Genomic DNA, 24,218 nt, shown 5'->3' on the forward strand with positions numbered 1-24,218 from the left:
TATTCTATGTGATTCGGGGAAGGTTATGAAATTTTTAGCCGGGCAATGCTTTAAGATTTGTTAAGTAATTTTCAGGAGACGGTAGGGCCGTCTCTGGTAAAATCCTCGCGGCTTTTTGTGTGACAAATAAGAACAGGACATGAAATCAGATTCTCCGTCTTTTGAAGAACAACAGTTTACGCGCGCCCAGCACCGAATCAGCATTCGGCGGCTGCTCAATCGCGATAAAACGCCGCTGGCGATCCTGCTGGCCGCTGCCGTGGTGGGCACTCTCGCGGGCCTGGTTGGCGTAGCGTTTGAAAAAGCGGTTAATGCCGTACTCAACTGGCGAGTGGGCACCGTGGCCGGTTTCGCCGACAGCGAATGGCTGGTCTGGGTGTGGGCATTCGGGCTGTCCGCGCTGTTTGCCATGGTGGGGTATTTTCTGGTGCGTAAATTCGCGCCGGAAGCGGGGGGATCGGGCATCCCTGAAATTGAAGGCGCGCTTGAGGAGCTGCGTCCGGTGCGCTGGTGGCGGGTGATTCCGGTTAAGTTCATCGGCGGCATGGGGACTCTGGGCGCGGGAATGGTGCTTGGACGGGAAGGACCCACGGTACAGCTGGGGGGAAACGTCGGCCGCATGGTGGGCGATCTGTTTCGGATGCGAAGCGCCGAAGCGCGCCATACGCTGCTGGCAACCGGCGCGGCGGCGGGGCTTTCCGCCGCGTTTAACGCGCCGCTGGCAGGCATTTTGTTCATTATCGAAGAGATGCGCGCGCAGTTCCGCTACAACCTGATCTCAATTAAAGCGGTATTCACCGGCGTCATTATGTCGAGCATCGTGTTTCGCATCTTTAATGGCGAGGGCGCGGTCATTGAGGTGGGTAAACTGACCAACGCGCCGGTCAACACCCTGTGGCTTTACCTGATCCTCGGCATGATTTTTGGCGTGGTGGGGCCGCTGTTTAACACCTTTATCCTGCGCGCTCAGGATATGTTCCAGCGCATTCACGGCGGGAACACCACGAAATGGGTGCTGATGGGCGGTCTGCTGGGCGGAATGTGTGGCGTACTCGGGTTTATCGAGCCGAATGCCGCAGGCGGCGGGTTCGGGCTGATTCCCATTGCGGCGGCGGGGAATTTCAGCGTGGGTCTGCTGCTGTTTATGTTTATCTCCCGGGTTATCACGACGGTACTGTGCTTCTCTTCCGGCGCGCCCGGGGGGATTTTTGCCCCGATGCTGGCGCTGGGTACGCTGCTCGGCACCGCGTTTGGTATGGCGGCTGAAGTGGGCTTTCCCGCCTATCATCTTGAAGCCGGGACCTTTGCGGTGGCCGGAATGGGGGCGCTGCTGGCCGCGTCCCTGCGCGCGCCCTTGACCGGGATCGTACTGGTGCTGGAGATGACGGACAATTACCAGCTCATTTTGCCAATGATCATTACCTGTCTCGGCGCGACACTATTAGCCCAGTTCCTGGGTGGAAAACCGCTATACTCCACCATCCTCGCGCGTACCCTGGCGAAACAAGAGGCTGAACGGGCCGCCACGCAGAATACTTGAATGAATTACCAGGGTATTAGATAATGAGACAAAGAATTGGGTGAATTTTACCCAATGGCAGTATTCATGGGAGCATAAGATGAGTGATGACGTAGTAGCTGTACCGCTCGAATTTACCGAAGCAGCAGCCAACAAAGTGAAAGTCCTGATTGCCGACGAAGACAATCCGGATCTGAAACTGCGTGTTTATATTACCGGTGGCGGCTGCAGCGGCTTCCAGTATGGTTTTACCTTTGACGATCAGGTTAACGATGGCGATATGACTATCGAGAAACAGGGCGTCGCGCTGGTGGTTGACCCGATGAGCCTGCAATATCTGGTGGGTGGCTCGGTGGATTACACCGAGGGTCTGGAAGGTTCGCGCTTTGTGGTCACGAACCCGAATGCGACAAGCACCTGCGGGTGTGGATCTTCGTTCAGCATCTAAAAGAGTGCGGGCTGATGCCGTTACTCCGTCCCTCTCCCACAGGGAGAGGGAGAAAAGACTAAAAACGGTAACCTTGCGGTTACCGTTTTGCTTTTACCTGCCATTATCATCCAGCGCAAACGTCGGCAGCTTAAGGTGCCAGCGTATCGCCGCTAAGCGTATCACCAGCGTCACGAGCATCCCCAGCATCGCGGCATTTTCCAGCGGGAGGGCAAAGGTGTAGTACGCGGTAGCGTGAACAATCCCGCCCACAATGCAGGCCGTCGCGTAAATTTCAGTACGCAGGATCATCGGCACTTCACGCGCCAGAATGTCGCGTATGATCCCACCGCCCACGCCGGTTAATACGCCCATGCAGATTGCCACCATCGGGCCGGTACCGGCATTAAACGCCTTATTGACGCCAATACCGACAAACACGGCCAGACCCACGGCATCCAGTACCGGCAATATCCACTTGGGTAAGCGGCGGGGCTGGCGAACCAGCACAATGGTCAACAGGCAGGTGACCATCGCGACCACCAGATCGGTAGGATCTTTCACCCAAAACACCGGGCCATTTGCCAGCGCCATATCGCGGATAGTCCCACCGCCGACGGCGGTCACGACGCCCAGCACCAGCACGCCAAACGGATCCATGCGTAGTTTTCCGGCGAGCAGAACGCCGGAGATAGCAAAAACGGCTGTGCCAAGAATATCCAGCCAATAAACGAGCATCGTTAAATCCTCGAAAAGGGTCTTATGTTAGTGACTCTCTGCCAGCGCGGCACAGAGCTGTTTTGCGGCGAGGATAATACGCGGGCTGGCGCGTTCAAACCAGTCGCTGTTGAGCGGGATCACCGGAATTTTTAGCTGCTTTTGCCAGAATTGTTCAATTTTAGGAATCTCGCTCGCATTTCCGACCACGACGATGGCCTGCGGCTGGCGCGCCAGCACCTGTTCGCGGCTCACCTGAGGCCACGGTACCCGGCTGGCAGCAAAGATATTTTCACCGCCGCAGACTTCCAGCACCTGGTTCTGAATCGACCCTTTTCCGGTGGTGAACAGCGGCTGGCTGCCAAACTGCAGGAAGATGCGCTTTTTAACAGGGGTATCGTATCGGGATTTCAGCGCGGCATAGTCGCTCAGCATCTGTTTCGCCGCAGACTCGGCTTTTTTGGGCGTAGGGCTGTAGGGTGCCAGGGCGCGTAGCGCCTGAGCGACCTGCTCAATGCTGACGGCATCAATCCACATGACCTTTATGCCAAGCGAGGTGAGCTGGTTGACCTGCCGCTCGGCGTTGCCGCCGCGCCAGGCCAGCACGAGATCCGGTTTAAGCGCCACGATGCGCTCAAGGTTCATCCCCTGCCAGGTTGCCACCTGTTCAATACCCGCGGCTTGCGGTGGGTAATCCGAAAAGCTACTCACGCCAACGGGCGTGATCCCGGCGGCAAACGCCAGTTCCGTATTTGCGGGAGAGAGAGTAATCACGCGCGGTAACGCATAGAGCCACAGCGGTGCGAGAAGAAGCAGGGCGGCCAGCGCCCTGACGGTATGTTTAGCCACGTACCAGATTCTGCACCAGGCGCTCCACCATCACGGTGGACTGTTTTGCCGCAACGGTCAGGAACTCGTCGAAGCTGATGTGGGACTGCTGGTCTGCCACGTCAGAGATGGCGCGAACCACCACGAAGGGTACGCTGAAGTTATGGCAAACGTGAGCGATCGCGGTCGCTTCCATCTCAACGGCAACCGCCTGAGGGAAGTTATGACGGATTTTCGCCAGCCCAACGGAGCCGTTGATAAAGGCATCACCGCTGACAATCAGACCGCGTACCGCGTTGAGGTTGAGTTCTGCGATGCAGGTCTCTGCCGCCGCAATCAGTTTGTCGTCAGCTTTAAAACCAGCAGGGCAGCCCGGGAGCTGGCCGTACTCGTAACCGAACGCGGTGACGTCGGCATCGTGGTAACGCGCTTCGTCGGAAACAACGATATCGCCCACTTTCAGCGTCGGCGCCAGGCCACCCGCAGAGCCGGTATTCACGATCACGTCCGGCTTGCAGCGCTCAAGCAGCAGGGTTGCACCCAGCGCAGCAGCCACTTTACCGATGCCTGATTTCAGCAGAGCCACGTCAACACCGTTCAGCTGGCCGGTATAGATCTCACAACCTCCCAGAGAGAGGGTCTGACGGTTCTCAATTTTGTCACGCAGCAGCGTAACTTCTTCTTCCATTGCACCAATAATGCCGATTTTCATAGATTTACTCGCGATGTGCCTTGTTAAGATGCATAGTCTATCATGCGGTTAAGGGGAAACGCATTCTCACGCGGGGGAGCACATGTCACCAATCGATTTTCGCACCAAAATAAACTGGCACCGACGTTTCCGTTCGCCGCAGGGCGACAAGAGCGAACATGAGATCCTGCGTATCTTCGAAAGCGATCGCGGGCGGATCGTTAACTCGCCTGCCATCCGCCGTCTGCAGCAAAAAACTCAGGTGTTCCCGCTGGAGCGTAACGCCGCGGTGCGCACGCGCTTAACCCACTCGATGGAAGTGCAGCAGGTCGGGCGCTACATTGCCAAAGAGATTTTGAGCCGTCTCAAAGAGCAGCGTTTACTGGAAGCCTATGGTCTGGACGAGCTGACGGGGCCCTTCGAGAGCATTGTTGAGATGGCCTGCCTGATGCATGACATCGGCAACCCGCCTTTCGGCCACTTTGGTGAGGCGGCTATCAATGACTGGTTTAAGCAGCGGCTTTATCCTTCGGATGCGGTAAGCCAGCCCCTTAGCGATGACCGCTGCATCGTACGCGATTTACGCCTGCGTGAAGGTGAAGAGGGGCTGAACGATCTGCGCCGCAAAGTGCGCCAGGATTTGTGTCACTTCGAGGGCAACGCGCAGGGGATCCGGCTGGTTCATTCCCTGATGCGCATGAACCTGACCTGGGCACAGGTCGGCTGCATTCTGAAATACACGCGTCCCGCGTGGTGGATGGGGGATACGCCCGCGTCCCACAGCTATTTAATGAAAAAACCGGGCTATTACCTTTCCGAAGAGGCCTATATTGAACGGTTACGTAAAGAACTTTCATTGACGCCAAACGGCCGCTTTCCATTGACCTGGATTATGGAAGCCGCCGACGATATTTCCTATTGCGTTGCCGATCTGGAAGATGCCGTGGAGAAAAGAATCTTCAGCGTCGAGGAGCTTTATCAACATCTTTATGCGTCCTGGGGTACCCATGAAAAAGGTTCGCTGTTTGCGCAGGTTGTCGAAAATGCCTGGGAAAAATCGCGCTCAAATACATTAAGCCGCAGTACGGAAGACCAGTTCTTTATGTATTTGCGGGTCAATACATTAAATAAACTGGTGCCGTATGCGGCGTCGCGTTTTATTGATAATTTGCCGCTCATTTTCAGCGGGGAATTCAACCACGCGCTGCTGGAAGATGACAGTAGTTTCAGTCAACTCCTTGAGCTTTATAAACATGTGGCGATGCGGCATGTATTCAGCCATCCGGATGTCGAGCAGCTGGAATTGCAGGGCTATCGGGTAATCAGTGGGTTACTGGAAATTTATTCCCCGTTGCTTCAGCTGTCGGTCGATGAATTCAGCGAACTGGTGGAACACGAGCGCGTGCGCAGAATACCCATCGAATCGCGGCTTTATCAGAAACTTTCTACCCGGCATCGTCTGGCGTATGTCGAAGCGATTGGCAAGCTGGAACGCCACTCTCCCCAATGGCCGGTGATGGAATATTATTATCGCTGCCGTCTTATCCAGGACTATATCAGCGGCATGACGGATTTGTATGCCTGGGATGAATACCGCAAGCTGATGGCGGTGGAATAATTCCGGAGTTTTGTAAAGACGGCCAATAAATTTTTACCTTTTCCATAAACTTATCGCCGGAACTAAGCGGTATAAAACGAATCTGAGTTACACAGCAATTTTGCGTTACCTGTAAATCGAGATTGAGAAACATGAAAAAAACCACATTAGCAATGAGTGCACTGGCTCTGAGTTTAGGTTTAGCGCTGTCTCCTCTGACTGCTACTGCAGCCGAGACCGCGTCGTCGGCAGCAACCGCGCAGCAGATGCCAAGCCTGGCACCGATGCTCGAAAAAGTGATGCCATCGGTGGTGAGTATTAACGTTGAGGGCAGCACGACCGTCAATACGCCGCGTATGCCGCGTAACTTCCAGCAGTTCTTCGGCGACAACTCGCCGTTCTGCCAGGACGGTTCGCCATTCCAGAGCTCTCCGTTCTGTCAGGGCGGCGGTGCCGGGGATGACAGCCAGGGCGGCGGCCAGCAGCAGAAATTCATGGCGCTTGGCTCGGGGGTAATTATTGATGCGGCGAAAGGCTACGTCGTCACTAACAACCACGTTGTCGATAACGCGAACAGCATTAAGGTTCAGCTGAGCGATGGCCGTAAGTTCGACGCCAAAGTAGTGGGTAAAGACCCGCGCTCCGACATTGCGCTGATCCAGATTCAGGATCCGAAAAACCTGACGGCGATTAAAATTGCCGACTCCGACGCGCTGCGCGTGGGCGACTATACCGTGGCGATCGGTAACCCGTTCGGTCTGGGTGAAACCGTGACATCCGGTATCGTCTCAGCGCTGGGTCGTAGCGGCCTGAACGCGGAAAACTACGAAAACTTCATCCAGACGGATGCGGCTATCAACCGCGGTAACTCCGGCGGTGCGCTGGTGAACCTGAACGGTGAGCTGATCGGTATCAACACCGCTATACTGGCACCGGACGGCGGCAACATCGGCATCGGTTTTGCTATCCCGAGTAACATGGTGAAAAACCTGACCGCGCAGATGGTGCAGTATGGCCAGGTGAAACGCGGCGAGCTGGGTATCCTCGGTACGGAGCTGAACTCCGAACTGGCTAAGGCGATGAAAGTTGACGCTCAGCGCGGGGCATTCGTCAGCCAGGTGATGCCGAATTCTTCTGCGGCGAAAGCGGGCATTAAAGCGGGGGATGTGATCACCTCCCTGAACGGTAAACCGATCAGCAGCTTTGCCGCCCTGCGTGCCGAAGTGGGCTCGATGCCGATTGGCAGTAAAGTGACCCTCGGCCTGCTGCGCGACGGTAAGCCGGTTAACGTGAGCCTGGAGCTGCAGCAGAGCAGCCAGAATCAGGTGGATTCCAGCACCATCTTCAGCGGTATTGAAGGTGCCGAGATGAGCAATAAAGGCGCAGACAAAGGCGTGGTGGTGAACAACGTGAAAGCGAATTCACCGGCAGCCCGTATCGGCCTGAAAAAAGGCGATGTGATCATGGGCGCTAACCAGCAGCCGGTGAAAAATATCGCTGAACTGCGCAAAATTCTCGACAGCAAGCCTTCCGTGCTGGCGCTGAATATCCAGCGTGGTGATACCTCTCTTTATCTGCTGATGCAGTAATCCTCTGAAGCCCCTGTTCGCGGGGGCTTTCTCGTTTCTGTGATTCTTGCCACAACTCCATACTTCTTCCTCTCTCTTTGTGCATTCGCACAATGCAGTCGTCGCTGAACTTCCCTATGCTTGAGCTCTGCTCACGGGAGGGTTACATGGCTGGCTGGCATCTTGATACCAAAATGGCGCAGGATATCGTGGCGCGCACCATGCGCATCATTGATACCAATATCAACGTGATGGATGCCCGCGGGCGCATTATTGGCAGCGGCGATCGCGAGCGTATTGGGGAATTGCACGAAGGCGCGCTGCTGGTGCTTTCTCAGGGGCGGGTCGTGGATATCGACGATGCGGTAGCGAAACACCTGCACGGCGTACGTCAGGGCATCAATTTACCGCTGCGTCTTGAAGGCGAAATTGTGGGGGTAATCGGCCTCACCGGCGAGCCCGAGTCACTGCGAAAATACGGTGAGCTGGTCTGTATGACGGCAGAGATGATGCTGGAGCAGTCGCGCCTGATGCACCTGCTCGCTCAGGACAGCCGCCTGCGTGAAGAGCTGGTAATGAACCTTATTCAGGCGGAAGAGCATACGCCTGCGCTCAGCGAATGGGCGCAGCGTCTGGGGATCGATTTAAACCAGCCGCGCGTGGTGGCGGTCATTGAGGTCGATAGCGGCCAGCTTGGCGTGGACAGCGCGATGGCCGAGCTGCAGCAGCTGCAAAATGCGCTGGCGACGCCGGAGCGCGATAACCTGGTGGCGATCGTTTCTCTGACGGAAATGGTGGTCCTCAAACCGGCGCTCAATGCGTTCGGCCGCTGGGATGCCGACGATCATCGTCGTCGCGTGGAGCAGCTGATCTCCCGGATGGAGGAGAACGGCCAGCTGCGTTTTCGCGTTGCGCTGGGCAACTACTTTACCGGGCCGGGCAGTATCGCCCGCTCCTGGCGTACCGCGCGCACCACCATGATGGTGGGCAAGCAGCGGATGCCGGAGAGCCGCAGCTATTTCTATCAGGATCTGATGCTGCCGGTGCTGCTCGACAGCCTGCGCGGGGGCTGGCAGGCCAATGAGCTGGCGCGGCCATTAGCGCGTCTGAAAGCCATGGACAACAATGGCCTGCTGCGCCGGACGCTGCAGGCGTGGTTCCGCCATAACGTGCAGCCGCTGGCGACCTCGAAGGCGCTGTTTATTCACCGCAATACGCTTGAGTATCGGTTAAACCGGATTTCAGAGCTGACGGGTCTGGATCTGGGAAACTTTGACGACAGGCTGCTGCTGTATGTGGCGCTGCAGCTGGACGAACAGAGATGACTGAGTGCGGTCTGGTGCCCTCACCCCATCCCTCTCCCACTGGGAGAGGGCGCAAACACTAAAAACGGCAATCAAAGATTGCCGTTTTGCTTTTATTTCCGCGTTAATTTCTCAAGATCCGCTTCAATCTCGCTGATCTTATTTGTTACAACGCTTTCAAGGTGACGCAGATCGTCAAGGATCTTACGCTTGAGATCGACTTCGGTGCGGTCGCGCTGGCAGATCTGATCGAGTTCATCGATCACATAGCGCAGGTTAGGGCTGATTTCCTGTACTTCTTTGTAGCCCTGTCCTACACCGTCAGCCACAACGGTCTTACGCTGGCGTGGATATTTAAACTTCACGCTTTTGGCGAAAAACTCTCCTTTGTCCTTGTGAAAATAGATTTTCAGAATATCGTTATTGGCTTCCTGACGGAGGCTGTAACGATCAATTTCATCAGGATTGGTAATGCCCAGACTTTTCAGATTATCGTACATAGCGGTACCCTTGATCTCAACATAACCTTTGAATAATTAACGAAAAAATCTATTTTCGCCACCCTCAGATATAAAAAAAGCGGGGTTGCCCCCGCTTTTTGTTATACCCGATTAATCGATGGTGCGCAGCAATTCGTTGATGCCCACTTTACCGCGCGTTTTCGCATCCACTTTCTTCACGATAACCGCACAGTACAGGCTGTATTTGCCATCTTTTGACGGCAGGTTGCCGGAAACCACCACGGAGCCCGCCGGAACGCGACCGTAGTGAACTTCACCGGTTTCACGGTCGTAAATACGGGTGCTCTGACCGATGTAAACGCCCATGGAGATCACGGAGCCTTCTTCAACGATCACGCCTTCAACCACTTCAGAACGCGCGCCGATGAAGCAGTTGTCTTCGATGATGGTCGGGTTAGCCTGCAGTGGCTCCAGAACACCACCGATGCCCACGCCGCCGGAAAGGTGAACGTTTTTACCGATTTGCGCGCAGGAACCGACGGTCGCCCAGGTATCAACCATGGTGCCTTCGTCAACGTAGGCACCGATGTTCACGTAGGATGGCATCAGCACGGTGTTGCGTGCGATAAACGCGCCCTGACGAACCGCCGCAGGCGGTACCACGCGGAAGCCTTCTTTCTGGAAACGCGCTTCGTCGTAGTCAGCGAATTTCATTGGCACTTTATCGAAGTAGCGGCTTTCTGCTCCGTCGATAACCTGGTTATCGTTGATACGGAAAGAGAGCAGCACGGCTTTCTTCAGCCATTGATGAGTGACCCACTGACCGTCGATTTTTTCTGCCACGCGCAGCGCGCCGGAATCCAGAAGGGAAATCACCTGGTTTACCGCTTCACGGGTCACGGTATCCACATTTGCCGGGGTAATCTCGGCGCGACGCTCAAAAGCGGACTCAATAACGTTCTGTAACTGCTGCATTGTTTACTCTTTCCATTTCACTAAAAAACATATCACCCTTTATCGTTTGGATTGAGGGCTGCTGTCAACCGTTGTTGCACTTCAAGCTGCAGGTCATTATTAAGGGCACGCCGGTCCGCTGTTGCGATTATAAATAAATCTTCTACTCGCTCGCCAATCGTTGTAATTCGGGCGCCGTGGAGCGAAATTCCCAGATCGGCAAAAACCTGGCCGACGCGGGCAAGCAGCCCTGGCTGGTCGAGCGCGATCAGCTCCAGGAACGATTTACGGTCGGTGTGGGTCGGCAGGAAATTGACCTCGGTATCGACGGTAAAGTGGCGCAATTTCGCCGGCTGGCGACGCGGCTGCGGGGGCTGCCAGCTGCGCTGGGTAATCGCCTGTTCCAGACCAAAACGTATCCCTTCATGCCTGTCCGACGAGAGCGGGCTGCCGTCCGGCTCAAGCACGATAAAGGTGTCCATCGCCATGCCGTCGCGGGTGGTGAAAATCTGCGCGTCGTGAACGCTCAGGTTACGCCTGTCCAGCTCGGCGCAGACCGCAGCAAACAGATAAGGTCGGTCCGGGCTCCAGATAAAAATCTCCGTCCCGCCGCGGGTGGCCTGCGGGCTCAGCAGGATCATCGGCTGGGACAGATCGTGCTTGAGCAGATGCCGCGCGTGCCACGCAAGCTGGTTTGGGCTATGGCGGACAAAATAGTTGGCGCGGCAGCGGGCCCAAATCTGATGCAGTGCCTCTTCATCAATATTATCCATCCGCAGCAGCGCCAGCGCCTGCAGCTGGTGATGACGCACGCGCTCGCGCATGTCCGGGGTGTTTTGCATCCCGCGACGCAGCTGTTTTTCGGTGGCGAAGTACAGCTCGCGCAGCAGGCTCTGCTTCCAGCTGTTCCACAGGGTCTCGTTGGTGGCGCAGATATCGGCCACCGTCAGGCAGACCAGATAGCGCAGACGGTTTTCCGTCTGAACCTCTTCAGCGAACTGCTTGATCACTTCCGGATCCTGAATGTCACGACGCTGCGCGGTGACCGACATCAGCAGGTGATGGCGCACCAGCCAGGCCACCAGCTGCGTTTCACGCGAGTTCAGGCCGTGCAGTTCGGCAAATTTCAGCACGTCCTGCGCGCCCAGCACCGAATGGTCACCGCCGCGACCTTTGGCGATATCGTGGAACAGGGCGGCAATCAGGATCAGTTCCGGATGGGTCAGGCGCGGCCACAGTTCGACGCAGAGCGGGTGGCGGGAGCGCGTCTCTTCTCTCGCAAAGCTTTCCAGCTTTAGCATCACGCGGATCGTGTGTTCATCCACCGTGTAGGCGTGGAACAGATCGAACTGCATTTGCCCGACAATGTGCGACCACTGCGGCATATAGGCCCACAGCACGCTGTGGCGGTGCATCGGCAGCAGGCCGCGGCTGACGGCGCCCGGGTGGCGGAGCATGCTCAGGAACAGCGAACGCGCTTCCGGGATATAGCACAGCGGCTGCGTCAGATGACGGCGCGCATGGCGCAGATGGCGCAGAGTGGTGGAGTAGATCCCGGTGATGGTGCTGTTGCGCACCATGGTATAGAACATCCGCAGAATCGCTTCCGGCTCGCGGATGAACAGCGTTTCGTCGCGCAGGTCGATAAGCGTGCCGCGCAGCTGGAATTCGTCATCAATCGGGCGCGGTTTTTCGTCCGCCGTCAGGGCCAGAATGGCCTCGTCGAACAGCTGCAACAGCATCTGGTTCAGCTCGCTCACCCGGCGGGTGACGCGGAAGAAATCCTTCATCATGTGCTCAACCGGCTCGTTGCCTTCGCCCTGATAATTCAGGCGCTGAGCCACGCTGAGCTGACGGTCAAACAGCAGGCGGTTATCGTAGCGGGTGACTTCCAGATGCAGGGCAAACCGGATGCGCCACAGCAGGTGCAGGCACTCGTTCAGCTCGTTACGCTCGGCCTCGGTTAAAAAGCCGAAGCCGACCATCTCGTCCATCGAGGTGGCACCAAAATGGCGGCGGGCGACCCACTGCAGGGTGTGGATGTCGCGCAGGCCGCCGGGGCTGCTTTTAATATCGGGTTCAAGATTATAGCTGGTGCCGTGGTAGCGCTGGTGGCGCTGATTTTGCTCCTCGACCTTCGCGGCGAAGAACTTTTCTGACGGCCAGAAGCCGTCGCTGAAGATGTGTTTTTGCAGCTCCAGGAACAGGGCGACGTCACCAATCAGCAGGCGGGTTTCAATCAGGTTGGTGGCGACGGTCAGGTCCGATAACCCTTCCAGCAGACACTCTTCCAGGGTACGCACGCTGTGGCCGACTTCCAGCTTTACGTCCCAGAGCAGCGTCAGCAGTTCGCCAATTTTTTGCGCCTGTTCGTCCGGCAGCTTTTTGCGGCTTAAGATCAGCAGATCGATATCGGAAAGCGGATGCAGCTCACCGCGGCCATAGCCCCCGACGGCAACCAGCGCAACATCACTGATTTGCCCAAATCCGTAATCGATCCACAGGCGCTGCAGCAGCTGGTCGATAAATTCGGTGCGCGCTTCAATGAGCTGCTCGGCCGACACGCCTGCGTCAAACGCGCTGCCCAGCCAGCGATGGAAAACATCCATATGGGCTTTAATATGCGCGCAGGTCAGCTCGTGCGACGGCCAGACGCCCGGGTTATCGGGCTGGTCGGGGAGGGTGGGAAGTGCTGTGTTAGCATACTGTTCGGGTAAAAGATTACTCATCGTGCGCCACCCATAAGAAAAAGCTATAGCCATTAAAAAAGCCGGCATTTGCCGGCTTTTTTATCATTCATCGTGCGTCAGTATCGCCGGGATGGTGTCATCCTTGCGCAACGTCATAATTTCGCAGCCGTTGTCTGTTACCACAATAGTATGCTCGTACTGCGCAGACAAGCTTCTGTCTTTGGTTTTCACCGTCCAGCCGTCTTTCATGGTGCGGATGCGGTAATCACCCGCGTTGACCATCGGCTCAATGGTAAAGGTCATGCCTTTTTGCAGCACCACGCCGCCGTCATCTGCATCATAGTGCAGGACCTGCGGTTCTTCATGGAAGACGCGACCAATGCCGTGACCGCAGTACTCGCGCACCACGGAGAAACCTTCGGCTTCCACAAACTTCTGGATTGCCGCACCGAGGGTACGCAGGCGAATACCCGGTTTAACCATTTTCAGCGCCAGGTAGAGGCTCTCTTGCGTCACTTTGCACAGACGCTCGCCAAGAATCGACGGCTTGCCAACGATGAACATTTTTGAGGTGTCACCGTGGTACTCGTCTTTAATGACGGTTACGTCGATGTTGACGATGTCGCCATCTTTCAGCAGTTTTTCATCGTCCGGGATGCCGTGACACACCACTTCATTAATAGAGATGCAGACGGATTTCGGGAAACCGTGGTAGCCGAGGCAGGCGGAAACCGCGTGCTGCTCGTTCACGATATAGTCGTTACAGATACGGTCCAGTTCACCGGTGCTGACGCCCGGCTTCACGAACGGCTCGATCATTTCCAGCACTTCCGCGGCCAGACGACCGGCGATGCGCATCTTTTCAATTTCTTCAGGTGTCTTAATAGAGATAGCCATGTAATCTGTCCATCGGTGTCGATTTTTTCGACAATACTAGTCTAAGTGTCGTCAATGGTATCAGTCAGGCACGCTCCGTGCCAAATTGAGAATCATTAACAGCACACTCCGCCAACAACTGTTGGTTTCTGGTCGTGTTTTGTGGTATAAAGCGCGCCGGACTTCCGATCCATCTCAGATACACAGGCTGGACGGAAGCGACAAATCTCACTTTGTGTAACAACACACACGTATCGGCACATATTCCGGGGTGCCCTTCGGGGTCGGTAATATGGGATACGTGGAGGCATAACCCCAACTTTCAATATAGAGGTTTTAAACATGGCAACTGTTTCCATGCGCGACATGCTCAAGGCTGGTGTTCACTTCGGTCACCAGACCCGTTACTGGAACCCGAAAATGAAGCCTTTCATCTTCGGCGCGCGTAACAAAGTTCACATCATCAACCTTGAGAAAACTGTACCAATGTTCAACGAAGCCCTGGCTGAGCTGAACAAGATCTCTTCCCGTAAAGGTAAGATTCTGTTCGTTGGTACTAAGCGCGCTGCAAGCGAAGCTGTGAAAGATGCTGCTAACAGCTGCGACCAGTTCTTCGTGAACCATCGCTGGTTGGGCGGCATGCTGACCAACTGGAAAACTGTTCGTCAGTCCATCAAACGCCTGAAAGATCTGGAAACCCAGTCTCAGGACGGTACTTTCGACAAGCTGACTAAGAAAGAAGCGCTGATGCGCACTCGTGAACTGGACAAGCTGGAAAACAGCCTGGGCGGTATCAAAGATATGGGCGGCCTGCCAGATGCGCTGTTCGTAATCGATGCAGACCACGAGCACATCGCAATCAAAGAAGCTAACAACCTGGGTATCCCGGTATTCGCTATCGTTGATACCAACTCCGATCCGGACGGTGTTGACTTCGTTATCCCGGGTAACGACGACGCAATCCGTGCTGTTAGCCTGTACCTGAGCGCTGTAGCTGCTACCGTTCGTGAAGGCCGTTCCCAGGATCTGGCTTCTCAGGCGGAAGAAAGCTTCGTAGAAGCTGAATAATAAGGTTTTACCCCTTATTAGTACCGTGTATGAATAGGGGCCCATTACCGGCCCCTTTTTTCAATTTACACTGTTTGGCCCCCGGCCGGGCAGTTCACATCTCCCGAGGATTTAAGAATGGCTGAAATTACCGCATCCCTGGTAAAAGAGCTGCGCGAGCGTACTGGCGCAGGCATGATGGATTGCAAAAAAGCGCTGACTGAAGCGAACGGCGACATCGAGCTGGCAATCGAAAACATGCGTAAATCCGGTGCGATCAAAGCAGCTAAAAAAGCAGGCAACGTTGCTGCTGACGGCGTGATCATCACTAAGATCGACGGCAACTACGGCATCATTCTGGAAGTTAACTGCCAGACTGACTTCGTTGCTAAAGATGGCGGTTTCCAGGCATTTGCTAACAAAGTTCTGGACGCAGCTGTTGCGGGTAAAATCACTGACGTTGAAGTTCTGAAAGCACAGTTCGAAGAAGAACGTGTTGCGCTGGTTGCTAAAATCGGTGAGAACATCAACATCCGTCGCGTATCTTCTCTGGAAGGCGACGTTCTGGGCTCTTACCAGCACGGTGCACGTATCGGTGTTCTGGTTGCGGCTAAAGGCGCTGACGAAGAGCTGGTTAAACAGCTGGCTATGCACATCGCTGCAAGCAAACCAGAATTCGTTAAGCCAGAAGACGTGTCTGCTGAAGTGGTAGAGAAAGAGTACCAGGTTCAGCTGGACATCGCGATGCAGTCTGGTAAGCCAAAAGAAATCGCAGAGAAAATGGTTGAAGGCCGCATGAAGAAATTCACCGGCGAAGTTTCTCTGACTGGCCAGCCATTCGTAATGGACCCAAGCAAGTCTGTTGCGCAGCTGCTGAAAGAGCACAACGCTGACGTAACTGGCTTCATCCGCTTCGAAGTGGGCGAAGGCATCGAGAAAGTTGAGACTGACTTCGCAGCAGAAGTTGCTGCAATGTCCAAGCAGTCTTAATGATTGAAAAGGAGCCGCCTGAGGGCGGCTTCTTTTTGTCACCCGTCACAGGAAATCAGACAGGCTCCAGTATCGCTGTGCTGATTTGCGGCATATCATGTCGCCAGAATTAACCCCCATCTTAATCGTTGACAGTCTCAGGAAAGAAACATGGCTACCAATGCAAAACCCGTGTACAAACGCATTCTGCTTAAGCTGAGTGGCGAAGCGCTGCAGGGATCGGAAGGCTTCGGTATTGACGCAAGCATCCTTGATCGCATGGCACAGGAAATCAAAGAACTGGTCGAACTGGGTATCCAGGTTGGCGTGGTCATTGGCGGTGGCAACCTTTTCCGTGGTGCTGGTCTGGCGAAAGCGGGGATGAACCGCGTTGTGGGCGACCACATGGGTATGCTGGCAACCGTCATGAATGGCCTGGCAATGCGTGATGCACTGCATCGCGCCTATGTGAATGCCCGCCTGATGTCCGCGATTCCCCTGAATGGCGTTTGCGATAATTACAGCTGGGCAGAAGCCATCAGCCTGCTGCGCAATAACCGCGTGGTGATCCTCTCCGCCGGTACGGGTAACCCGTTCTTTACGACCGATTCCGCTGCCTGCCTGCGCGGTATCGAGATCGAAGCCGATGTGGTACTGAAAGCGACCAAAGTAGACGGCGTGTTTACTGCCGACCCGGCAAAAGATCCTTCTGCCACCATGTACGATCAGCTGAGCTACAGCGAAGTGCTGGATAAAGAGCTGAAAGTGATGGATCTTGCCGCCTTCACGCTGGCTCGCGACCACAAACTGCCGATCCGTGTCTTCAACATGAACAAGCCTGGCGCACTGCGTCGCGTGGTCATGGGCGAAAAAGAAGGCACTTTGATCACGGAATAATTTCCGTTGACGATAAATACAGGTAAGATTCCGCTTTATTTTGTAGTGGTATCTTACCCGGACGCGCCTTTGGCGCTGTCATGAATTAAACGCGACTATACTTAGCACACCTGTAGCGCTGTGCTGGCGGATAGTCTGCCTGAGACAAGTTTTCAAGGATTCGTAACGTGATTAACGACATCAGAAAAGATGCTGAAGTACGCATGGACAAATGCGTAGAAGCGTTCAAAAACCAAATCAGCAAAATCCGTACTGGCCGTGCTTCCCCAAGCCTGCTGGATGGCATCATCGTAGAATATTATGGTACGCCAACCCCTCTGCGCCAGCTGGCGAGCGTGACGGTTGAAGATACCCGTACGCTGAAAATCAACGTCTTCGACCGCTCTATGAGCCCGGCCGTTGAGAAAGCGATTATGGCCTCTGACCTTGGACTGAACCCAAGCTCTGCGGGCGCAGACATCCGCGTTCCACTGCCTCCGCTGACGGAAGAGCGTCGTAAAGATCTTATCAAAGTGGTTCGTGGCGAAGCTGAGCAGGGTCGTGTATCCGTGCGTAACGTCCGTCGCGACGCGAACGATAAAGTGAAAGCACTGCTGAAAGAAAAAGAGATCAGCGAAGATGACGATCGTCGTTCTCAGGACGACATTCAGAAAATGACCGACGCGGCCATCAAGAAAATTGATGCGGCGCTGGCAGAAAAAGAAGCGGAACTGATGCAGTTCTGATTTCTGTCGTACACTGATAAACGCCGTTCAGAAGGACTTTGGGTCTTGCTGGCGGCGTTTTGCTTTTATCTGGTCTAACTTTTTTCGGGCATCTCATGAAGCATTTAACACTCCTCGGCTCAACCGGCTCTATCGGTTGCAGCACTCTCGACGTCGTTCGCCATAATCCTGAACTTTACACCGTGACAGCGCTGGTGGCCGGTAAGAATGTGCAGCGAATGGTCGAACAGTGCCTGGAGTTTGCGCCCCGCTATGCGGTGATGGATGACGAAGAGAGCGCGCGTCTGCTGAAAGCACAGCTGCGTGAAAAGGGCAGTCGAACCGAGGTGCTGAGCGGCCAGCAGGCGGCCTGCGAGATGGCGGCGCTGGATGAGGTGGATCAGGTCATGGCGGCCATTGTCGGCGCGGCAGGGCTGCTGCCCACGCTTGCTGCGATTGATGCCGGTAAGGATGTTTTGCTGGCCAATAAAGAGTCGCTGGTCACCTGTGGACGCCTGTTTATGGATGCGGTGAAGCAGCGCGGCGCGCGTCTTCTGCCGGTCGACAGCGAACACAACGCGATTTTTCAGAGTTTACCGCAACCTTTTCAACAGAACCTGGGGTACGCTGACCTGGAGCAGAATGGCGTGGTGTCTATTCTGCTTACCGGGTCTGGTGGCCCGTTCCGTGAAACGCCACTGTCTGAACTGCGTGCGATGACACCGGATCAGGCGTGCCGTCATCCGAACTGGTCGATGGGGCGTAAAATCTCCGTTGATTCTGCCACCATGATGAACAAAGGTCTGGAATACATTGAAGCGCGCTGGCTGTTTAATGCGTCAGCGAAACAGATGGAAGTACTGATTCACCCGCAATCGGTGATTCACTCGATGGTGCGTTATCAGGATGGCAGCGTGCTGGCACAGCTGGGCGAGCCGGACATGCGTACGCCGATTGCCCATTCAATGGCGTGGCCAAATCGAGTGAAATCCGGCGTGAAGCCGCTTGATTTCTGCAAGCTAAGTTCCCTGACGTTCAGTGAACCAGACTACGACCGCTATCCTTGTCTGAAGCTTGCGATGAATGCCTTTGACCAGGGGCAGGCGGCGACGACGGCACTTAATGCAGCTAATGAAATTACCGTTGAGGCATTTCTGAATCAGCAAATTCGTTTTACCGATATCGCGTCGCTTAATTTATCGGTACTTGAGATGATGGATTTGCGCGAACCACAAAGCGTGGAAGAGGTGCTGGCGGTGGATGCAGCTGCGCGTAATATTGCGCGCCAACAGGTGACACGTCTCGCAAGCTGGTGATAAAGCAAGCACTAGTCGTCGTGCTATTTGTTAGCGTTGGGCTTCAGTGATATAGTCTGCGCCACCTGATCGCAGGTATTTGACTTAATGTGGTCAGGTGAGCCGTGGTTTGACACGGCTTTTTTATGTATAGGCTTCAGTATTCCTGAGTACCGTTAAATCCTTTTCAGGGACAAAAAACGCGTTATGTTGTCTGCGAATCAACCAATAAGCGAAAATTTGCCAGCTCATGGCTGCCGTCATGTAGCAATCATTATGGATGGCAATGGCCGCTGGGCGAAAAGACAAGGGAAGATACGAGCCTTTGGGCATAAAGCGGGGGCGAAATCCGTTCGTCGCGCCGTTTCTTTTGCCGCCAACAACGGCATTGATGCGTTAACGCTCTATGCTTTTAGCAGTGAAAACTGGAATCGACCTCTGCAGGAAGTGACTGCGTTGATGGAATTGTTTGTGTGGGCGCTAGACAGCGAAGTAAAAAGCCTGCACCGCCACAACGTCCGCCTGCGTATCATTGGCGATACCAGTCGTTTTAACTCACGTTTGCAGGAACGGATTCGCAAAGCTGAAGCGCTGACGGAAAATAATACCGGTTTGACGCTGAATATTGCGGCGAATTACGGCGGACGCTGGGATATTATCCAGGGCGTTCGGCATCTGGCCGAACAGGTTCAGGAAGGGCTGTTGAGACCCGACCAAATTGATGAAGAGGCGCTGAGCAAGCAAATCTGCATGAATGAACAGGCACCTGTGGATTTGGTAATTAGGACAGGGGGGGAACATCGCATAAGTAACTTTTTGATATGGCAAATTGCCTATGCCGAACTTTACTTTACGGATGTTCTTTGGCCCGATTTTGATGAACAAGACTTTGAAGGTGCGCTGCATGCCTTTGCCAATCGAGAGCGTCGTTTCGGCGGCACCGAGCCTGGTGGCGACAAAGCCTGATGGGGGTAGCTTTTGCTGAAGTATCGCCTGATTTCCGCTTTTGTATTAATACCCATTGTCATTGCGGCGCTGTTTTTACTGCCCCCGGTGGGATTCGCTATTGTCACGCTGGTGGTGTGCATGCTCGCCGCGTGGGAATGGGGACAGTTTAGCGGCTTTACCTCGCGCACTCAGCGAGTATGGCTTGCGGTACTTTGTGGCTTTATCCTGGCCATAATGCTGTTTACGTTGCCTGAATATCACCATGATATTCATCAGCCCCTGGTTGCCGGTTCTTTATGGATATCGCTGGCCTGGTGGGTTGCCGCGCTGTTGCTGGTTCTTTTTTATCCGGGTTCCGCGGCATTGTGGCGTAATTCAAAAGTGCTGCGACTGATTTTTGGCTTGCTCACAATTATTCCTTTTTTCTGGGGTATGGTTGCGCTGCGAGCCTGGCACTACGACGAAAACCACTACAGCGGTGCGATCTGGCTGCTTTATGTGATGATTCTGGTCTGGGGGGCTGACTCCGGGGCCTATATGTTTGGTAAACTGTTTGGCAAACATAAGCTGGCACCGAAGGTTTCTCCGGGCAAAACCTGGCAAGGATTCATCGGCGGCCTGTTTACGGCAGCGATCATCTCCTGGGGCTACGGCGTCTGGGCGAATCTTGAAGTGGCACCGTCAATACTGCTGGTGTGCTCAATTTTTGCTGCGCTTGCCTCCGTGCTCGGTGATTTAACCGAAAGTATGTTTAAGCGTGAAGCAGGGATTAAGGACAGCGGACACCTGATTCCAGGGCATGGCGGTATACTGGATCGCATTGATAGCCTGACAGCGGCTGTTCCAGTGTTTGCGTGTTTGCTTTTACTGGTATTCGGGACGATTTAACGGAAGGTTTTATGCTGAGCATTCTCTGGAATCTGGCGGCGTTCATTGTTGCACTGGGTGTACTGATTACCGTGCATGAATTTGGCCATTTCTGGGTTGCTCGCCGCTGTGGCGTGCGCGTAGAGCGATTTTCCATCGGTTTTGGTAAATCACTCTGGACGCGCACCGACCGCCACGGCACGGAATTTGTCATCGCCCTTATCCCGCTGGGCGGCTACGTCAAAATGCTCGACGAACGCGTCGAGCCTGTCGCTCCTGAGCTGCGACACAGCGCATTCAACAATAAAACCGTTGGACAACGCGCCGCCATCATTGCTGCCGGACCGGTAGCCAACTTCATCTTTGCGATTTTCGCTTACTGGCTGGTGTTTATCATCGGCGTCCCTGGCGTACGTCCGGTGGTGGGTGAAATTGCCCCCAATTCCATCGCGGCGAGTGCGCAAATTACATCCGGGATGGAACTTAAAGCGATTGATGGCATCGAAACCCCTGATTGGGATGCCGTGCGACTGCAGCTGGTAGCCAAAATTGGCGATGCGCAGACCACCATCAGCGTATCGCCGTTTGGTTCAGATACGCGTCAGGACAAAGTACTCGATTTACGTCACTGGCGTTTCGAGCCAGACAAAGAGGATCCCGTCGCTGCGCTGGGCATTCGTCCACGCGGCGCGCAGATTGAGCCGGTATTAGCCGAAGTACAGGCAAATTCGGCGGCGAGCAAAGCGGGTTTGCAAGCGGGCGACAGGATCGTTAAAGTCGATGGTCAACCATTAACAGAGTGGATGACCTTTGTTACTCTGGTGCGCGATAATCCGGGAACGTCTCTCGCGCTGGAAGTTGAAAGGCAGGGCAGTCCGCTTTCGCTGACGCTGATCCCGGATACGAAGTCGGTCGGCAAAAAGGCAGAAGGGTTTGCAGGCGTTGTGCCAAAAGTGATCCCGCTGCCAGATGAGTACAAGACAATACGCCAGTATGGGCCGTTCAGCGCCATCCTTGAAGCCACGGATAAAACATGGCAACTGATGAAGCTGACGGTCAACATGTTGGGGAAATTGATAACCGGTGATGTGAAACTGAACAACCTCAGTGGGCCAATTTCGATTGCTCAGGGGGCTGGGATGTCAGCGGAATTCGGGGTGATTTACTATCTCATGTTCCTCGCGCTCATTAGCGTGAACCTTGGGATAATCAACCTGTTCCCGCTTCCCGTTTTAGACGGGGGTCATCTGCTGTTTTTGGCGATTGAAAAGCTAAAAGGCGGACCGGTATCCGAGCGAGTTCAAGACTTTAGTTATCGCATTGGCTCGATTTTGCTGGTGCTGTTAATGGGGCTTGCACTTTTCAATGATTTCTCTCGGTTGTAAGAGAGTGTTAGGAAGAACGCATAATAACGATGGCGATGAAAAAGTTGCTCATAGCGTCGCTGCTGTTTAGCAGCGCCACCGTATACGGTGCTGACGGGTTCGTAGTGAAAGACATTCATTTCGAAGGCCTCCAGCGTGTCGCCGTTGGTGCGGCCCTCCTCAGTATGCCTGTACGCCCCGGCGATACGGTTAATGATGATGATATCAGTAACACCATCCGTGCTCTGTTTGCCACCGGCAACTTTGAGGACGTCCGCGTCCTGCGCGATGGTGATACGCTGCTGGTACAGGTAAAAGAACGTCCGACGATCGCCAGTATCACTTTCTCCGGTAACAAGTCGGTGAAAGATGACATGCTCAAGCAGAACCTTGAAGCATCTGGTGTTCGTGTGGGTGAGTCCCTGGACCGCACAACCCTTTCAGACATTGAAAAAGGTCTGGAAGACTTCTACTACAGCGTCGGTAAATACAGCGCCAGCGTGAAAGCGGTTGTCACTCCGCTGCCACGTAACCGTGTTGACCTGAAGCTGGTCTTCCAGGAAGGTGTTTCTGCGAAGATCCAGCAGATCAACATTGTCGGCAACCACGCGTTCAGCACCGACGAACTGATCTCCACCTTCCAGCTGCGCGATGAAGTGCCATGGTGGAACGTGGTGGGCGATCGCAAATACCAGAAACAGAAACTGGCGGGCGACCTCGAAACCCTGCGCAGCTACTATCTCGATCGTGGCTATGCGCGTTTCAACATCGACTCGACTCAGGTCAGTCTGACTCCGGACAAAAAAGGTATCTACATTACGGTTAACATCACTGAAGGCGAGCAGTACAAGCTTTCTGGTGTTGAAGTGAGTGGTAACCTGGCGGGGCATTCTGCTGAAATCGAATCGCTGACCAAAATTCAGCCGGGCGATCTGTATAGCGGTTCCAAGGTAACCAAAATGGAAGACAGCATTAAGAAGCTGCTCGGCCGCTACGGTTATGCCTATCCGCGCGTACAGACTCAGCCGGAAATCAATGACGCAGATAAAACCGTTAAGCTGCACGTGAATGTTGATGCGGGCAACCGTTTCTACGTGCGTAAGATCCGCTTCGTCGGTAACGACACCTCCAAAGATTCCGTTCTGCGTCGCGAAATGCGTCAGATGGAAGGCGCATGGTTGGGAAGCGACCTCGTTGATCAGGGTAAAGAGCGTCTGAACCGTCTGGGCTATTTTGAAACGGTGGATACCGATACCCAGCGCGTACCGGGCAGCCCGGATCAGGTTGATGTCGTTTATAAAGTGAAAGAGCGCAACACCGGTAGCTTCAACTTCGGTGTGGGTTACGGTACTGAAAGCGGCGTCAGCTTCCAGGTCGGCGTACAGCAGGATAACTGGCTGGGTACGGGTTACTCTGTCGGTATTAACGGCACCAAAAACGACTACCAGACCTACTCTGAGTTCTCTGTGACTAACCCATACTTCACCGTAGACGGTGTGAGCCTGGGCGGTCGTATCTTCTATAACGACTTTAAAGCAGATGACGCGGACCTGTCTTCATACACCAACAAGAGTTACGGTGTAGACGGTACGCTTGGCTTCCCGGTTAACGAATACAACACCCTGCGTGCAGGCTTGGGTTACGTGCATAACGACCTGTCCAACATGCAACCGCAGGTGGCGATGTGGCGTTATCTGGACTCTATCGGCCAGTCAACCAGTAAAAATGGTAATGACAATGGCTTCGCGGCGGATGACTTCACCTTTAACTACGGCTGGACCTATAACCGTCTCGACCGTGGTTACTTCCCAACGGAAGGTTCTCGCGTCAACCTGAACGGTAAAGTTACCGTGCCGGGTTCCGATAACGAGTTCTATAAGGTCACGCTGGATACCGCGTCCTACTTCCCGATCGATGACGATCATAAGTGGGTGGTTCTGGGTCGTACCCGTTGGGGCTATGGCGATGGTCTGGGTAGCAAAGAACTGCCGTTCTATGAAAACTTCTATGCGGGTGGCTCCAGCACCGTTCGTGGTTTCCAGTCCAACAACATTGGTCCGAAAGCGGTTTACTACGGCGGAAACGACAAAGATAACTGTGATAAGTCTTCCTCGTCAGAAGTCTGTAGCTCCAATGACGCGGTGGGCGGTAACGCCATGGCCGTTGCCAGCCTGGAGTTCATCACGCCAACGCCGTTTATCAGTGATAAATATGCGAACTCGGTCCGTACGTCCTTCTTCTGGGATGCCGGTACCGTGTGGGATACCAACTGGCAGAATACTGCCCAGATGCGCGCAGAAGGCATTCCTGACTACAGCGATCCGAGCAATATTCGCATGTCTGCCGGTATCGCATTACAATGGATGTCACCGCTGGGGCCGTTGGTCTTCTCCTACGCCCAGCCGTTTAAGAAATATGATGGAGACAAAGCGGAGCAATTCCAGTTTAACATTGGTAAAACCTGGTAATAATCCGCTGCAAAGGAATGCGTTGGC

General features: G+C 54.5%; 21 protein-coding genes. 14 read left to right on the forward strand and 7 right to left on the reverse strand.

The genetic code is table 11. The features are described 5' to 3' along the window. Nucleotides 1–139: 139 nt before the first annotated feature. Nucleotides 140–1,540, forward strand: a complete 1,401-nt coding sequence (gene clcA / locus EnteroDNA1_RS17915) for a H(+)/Cl(-) exchange transporter ClcA (RefSeq protein WP_039260615.1) — start codon at nucleotides 140–142, stop codon at nucleotides 1,538–1,540. Nucleotides 1,541–1,619: 79 nt separating this feature from the next. Beyond that, nucleotides 1,620–1,967 (forward strand): iron-sulfur cluster insertion protein ErpA, encoded by a 348-nt coding sequence (gene erpA / locus EnteroDNA1_RS17920; protein ID WP_023310446.1) that lies wholly within the window; start codon nucleotides 1,620–1,622, stop codon nucleotides 1,965–1,967. A gap of 93 nt (nucleotides 1,968–2,060) precedes the next feature. Here erpA and EnteroDNA1_RS17925 read toward each other — a convergent pair whose 3' ends face one another. Genes EnteroDNA1_RS17925 through mtnN form a run of 3 tightly spaced genes read right to left on the reverse strand, consistent with a single transcriptional unit; the run spans nucleotide 2,061 to nucleotide 4,203 of the window. Further along, nucleotides 2,061–2,684 (reverse strand): TRIC cation channel family protein, encoded by a 624-nt coding sequence (locus tag EnteroDNA1_RS17925; RefSeq protein ID WP_059311937.1) that lies wholly within the window; start codon nucleotides 2,682–2,684, stop codon nucleotides 2,061–2,063. Nucleotides 2,685–2,711: 27 nt separating this feature from the next. Beyond that, complete coding sequence (gene btuF / locus EnteroDNA1_RS17930) at nucleotides 2,712–3,512, reverse strand: vitamin B12 ABC transporter substrate-binding protein BtuF (RefSeq protein ID WP_058840558.1); 801 nt, start codon at nucleotides 3,510–3,512, stop codon at nucleotides 2,712–2,714. After that, on the reverse strand, nucleotides 3,505–4,203 hold the full coding sequence (mtnN, locus tag EnteroDNA1_RS17935) for a 5'-methylthioadenosine/S-adenosylhomocysteine nucleosidase (RefSeq protein WP_069303677.1): 699 nt from the start codon (nucleotides 4,201–4,203) through the stop codon (nucleotides 3,505–3,507). Before mtnN ends, btuF begins: the two co-directional genes overlap by 8 nt. A gap of 82 nt (nucleotides 4,204–4,285) precedes the next feature. On the opposite strand from mtnN, the gene dgt reads away from it, so the two are divergent. The 3 genes from dgt (at nucleotide 4,286) to cdaR (ending at nucleotide 8,672) form a co-directional block, all read left to right on the forward strand. Further along, nucleotides 4,286–5,800 carry a dGTPase gene (gene dgt, locus EnteroDNA1_RS17940; RefSeq protein WP_069303678.1) on the forward strand — a complete coding sequence of 505 codons (1,515 nt, stop codon included), beginning with the start codon at nucleotides 4,286–4,288 and terminating at the stop codon, nucleotides 5,798–5,800. 131 nt (nucleotides 5,801–5,931) lie between these two features. Continuing rightward, nucleotides 5,932–7,368, forward strand: a complete 1,437-nt coding sequence (gene degP / locus EnteroDNA1_RS17945) for a serine endoprotease DegP (protein WP_024907518.1) — start codon at nucleotides 5,932–5,934, stop codon at nucleotides 7,366–7,368. A gap of 146 nt (nucleotides 7,369–7,514) precedes the next feature. Next, complete coding sequence (cdaR, locus tag EnteroDNA1_RS17950; RefSeq protein ID WP_023310452.1) at nucleotides 7,515–8,672, forward strand: DNA-binding transcriptional regulator CdaR; 1,158 nt, start codon at nucleotides 7,515–7,517, stop codon at nucleotides 8,670–8,672. Nucleotides 8,673–8,764: 92 nt separating this feature from the next. Here the strand turns inward: cdaR and EnteroDNA1_RS17955 are convergent, their stop codons facing one another. The 4 genes from EnteroDNA1_RS17955 to map form a co-directional block, all read right to left on the reverse strand. Beyond that, nucleotides 8,765–9,151, reverse strand: a complete 387-nt coding sequence (locus tag EnteroDNA1_RS17955) for a DUF3461 family protein (RefSeq protein WP_014168696.1) — start codon at nucleotides 9,149–9,151, stop codon at nucleotides 8,765–8,767. A gap of 111 nt (nucleotides 9,152–9,262) precedes the next feature. Further along, entirely contained in the window at nucleotides 9,263–10,087 is an 825-nt protein-coding gene (dapD, locus tag EnteroDNA1_RS17960; RefSeq protein ID WP_008501915.1) for a 2,3,4,5-tetrahydropyridine-2,6-dicarboxylate N-succinyltransferase, read from the reverse strand. Nucleotides 10,088–10,119: 32 nt separating this feature from the next. Then, nucleotides 10,120–12,795, reverse strand: a complete 2,676-nt coding sequence (gene glnD / locus EnteroDNA1_RS17965) for a bifunctional uridylyltransferase/uridylyl-removing protein GlnD (RefSeq protein ID WP_048978987.1) — start codon at nucleotides 12,793–12,795, stop codon at nucleotides 10,120–10,122. Between the two features lie 63 nt (nucleotides 12,796–12,858). Beyond that, the gene (gene map, locus EnteroDNA1_RS17970) at nucleotides 12,859–13,653 is read right to left on the reverse strand and encodes a type I methionyl aminopeptidase (protein WP_069303679.1); all 795 of its coding nucleotides are present in this window, start codon (nucleotides 13,651–13,653) and stop codon (nucleotides 12,859–12,861) included. A 321-nt stretch (nucleotides 13,654–13,974) separates the two neighbouring features. Between map and rpsB the strand changes: the two genes are divergently transcribed. From rpsB to bamA, 9 genes are all read left to right on the forward strand, one after another. Beyond that, a complete protein-coding gene (gene rpsB, locus EnteroDNA1_RS17975) occupies nucleotides 13,975–14,700 on the forward strand; it encodes a 30S ribosomal protein S2 (protein ID WP_003856207.1) in 726 nt (241 codons plus the stop codon). 117 nt (nucleotides 14,701–14,817) lie between these two features. Next, nucleotides 14,818–15,669, forward strand: coding sequence for a translation elongation factor Ts (gene tsf, locus EnteroDNA1_RS17980; RefSeq protein WP_014882627.1), 852 nt, complete (start codon nucleotides 14,818–14,820; stop codon nucleotides 15,667–15,669). A gap of 150 nt (nucleotides 15,670–15,819) precedes the next feature. After that, nucleotides 15,820–16,545, forward strand: coding sequence for a UMP kinase (gene pyrH / locus EnteroDNA1_RS17985; RefSeq protein WP_008501910.1), 726 nt, complete (start codon nucleotides 15,820–15,822; stop codon nucleotides 16,543–16,545). A 167-nt stretch (nucleotides 16,546–16,712) separates the two neighbouring features. Further along, nucleotides 16,713–17,270, forward strand: a complete 558-nt coding sequence (frr, locus tag EnteroDNA1_RS17990; RefSeq protein WP_003856180.1) for a ribosome recycling factor — start codon at nucleotides 16,713–16,715, stop codon at nucleotides 17,268–17,270. A gap of 95 nt (nucleotides 17,271–17,365) precedes the next feature. Continuing rightward, the gene (gene ispC, locus EnteroDNA1_RS17995) at nucleotides 17,366–18,565 is read left to right on the forward strand and encodes a 1-deoxy-D-xylulose-5-phosphate reductoisomerase (protein ID WP_069303680.1); all 1,200 of its coding nucleotides are present in this window, start codon (nucleotides 17,366–17,368) and stop codon (nucleotides 18,563–18,565) included. A 186-nt stretch (nucleotides 18,566–18,751) separates the two neighbouring features. Continuing rightward, on the forward strand, nucleotides 18,752–19,510 hold the full coding sequence (ispU, locus tag EnteroDNA1_RS18000; RefSeq protein WP_024907522.1) for a (2E,6E)-farnesyl-diphosphate-specific ditrans,polycis-undecaprenyl-diphosphate synthase: 759 nt from the start codon (nucleotides 18,752–18,754) through the stop codon (nucleotides 19,508–19,510). 12 nt (nucleotides 19,511–19,522) lie between these two features. Continuing rightward, nucleotides 19,523–20,380: a phosphatidate cytidylyltransferase gene (gene cdsA / locus EnteroDNA1_RS18005; protein WP_023310457.1), complete on the forward strand. Its 858-nt coding sequence runs from the start codon at nucleotides 19,523–19,525 to the stop codon at nucleotides 20,378–20,380. Nucleotides 20,381–20,391: 11 nt separating this feature from the next. Beyond that, a complete protein-coding gene (gene rseP, locus EnteroDNA1_RS18010; RefSeq protein WP_033144672.1) occupies nucleotides 20,392–21,744 on the forward strand; it encodes a sigma E protease regulator RseP in 1,353 nt (450 codons plus the stop codon). Nucleotides 21,745–21,773: 29 nt separating this feature from the next. After that, nucleotides 21,774–24,191, forward strand: a complete 2,418-nt coding sequence (gene bamA, locus EnteroDNA1_RS18015) for an outer membrane protein assembly factor BamA (RefSeq protein ID WP_033144673.1) — start codon at nucleotides 21,774–21,776, stop codon at nucleotides 24,189–24,191. The last annotated feature ends 27 nt before the right edge of the window (nucleotides 24,192–24,218 follow it).

Source organism: Enterobacter sp. HK169, assembly GCF_001719105.1.
In the GTDB taxonomy this organism is placed as follows: domain Bacteria; phylum Pseudomonadota; class Gammaproteobacteria; order Enterobacterales; family Enterobacteriaceae; genus Enterobacter; species Enterobacter asburiae_B.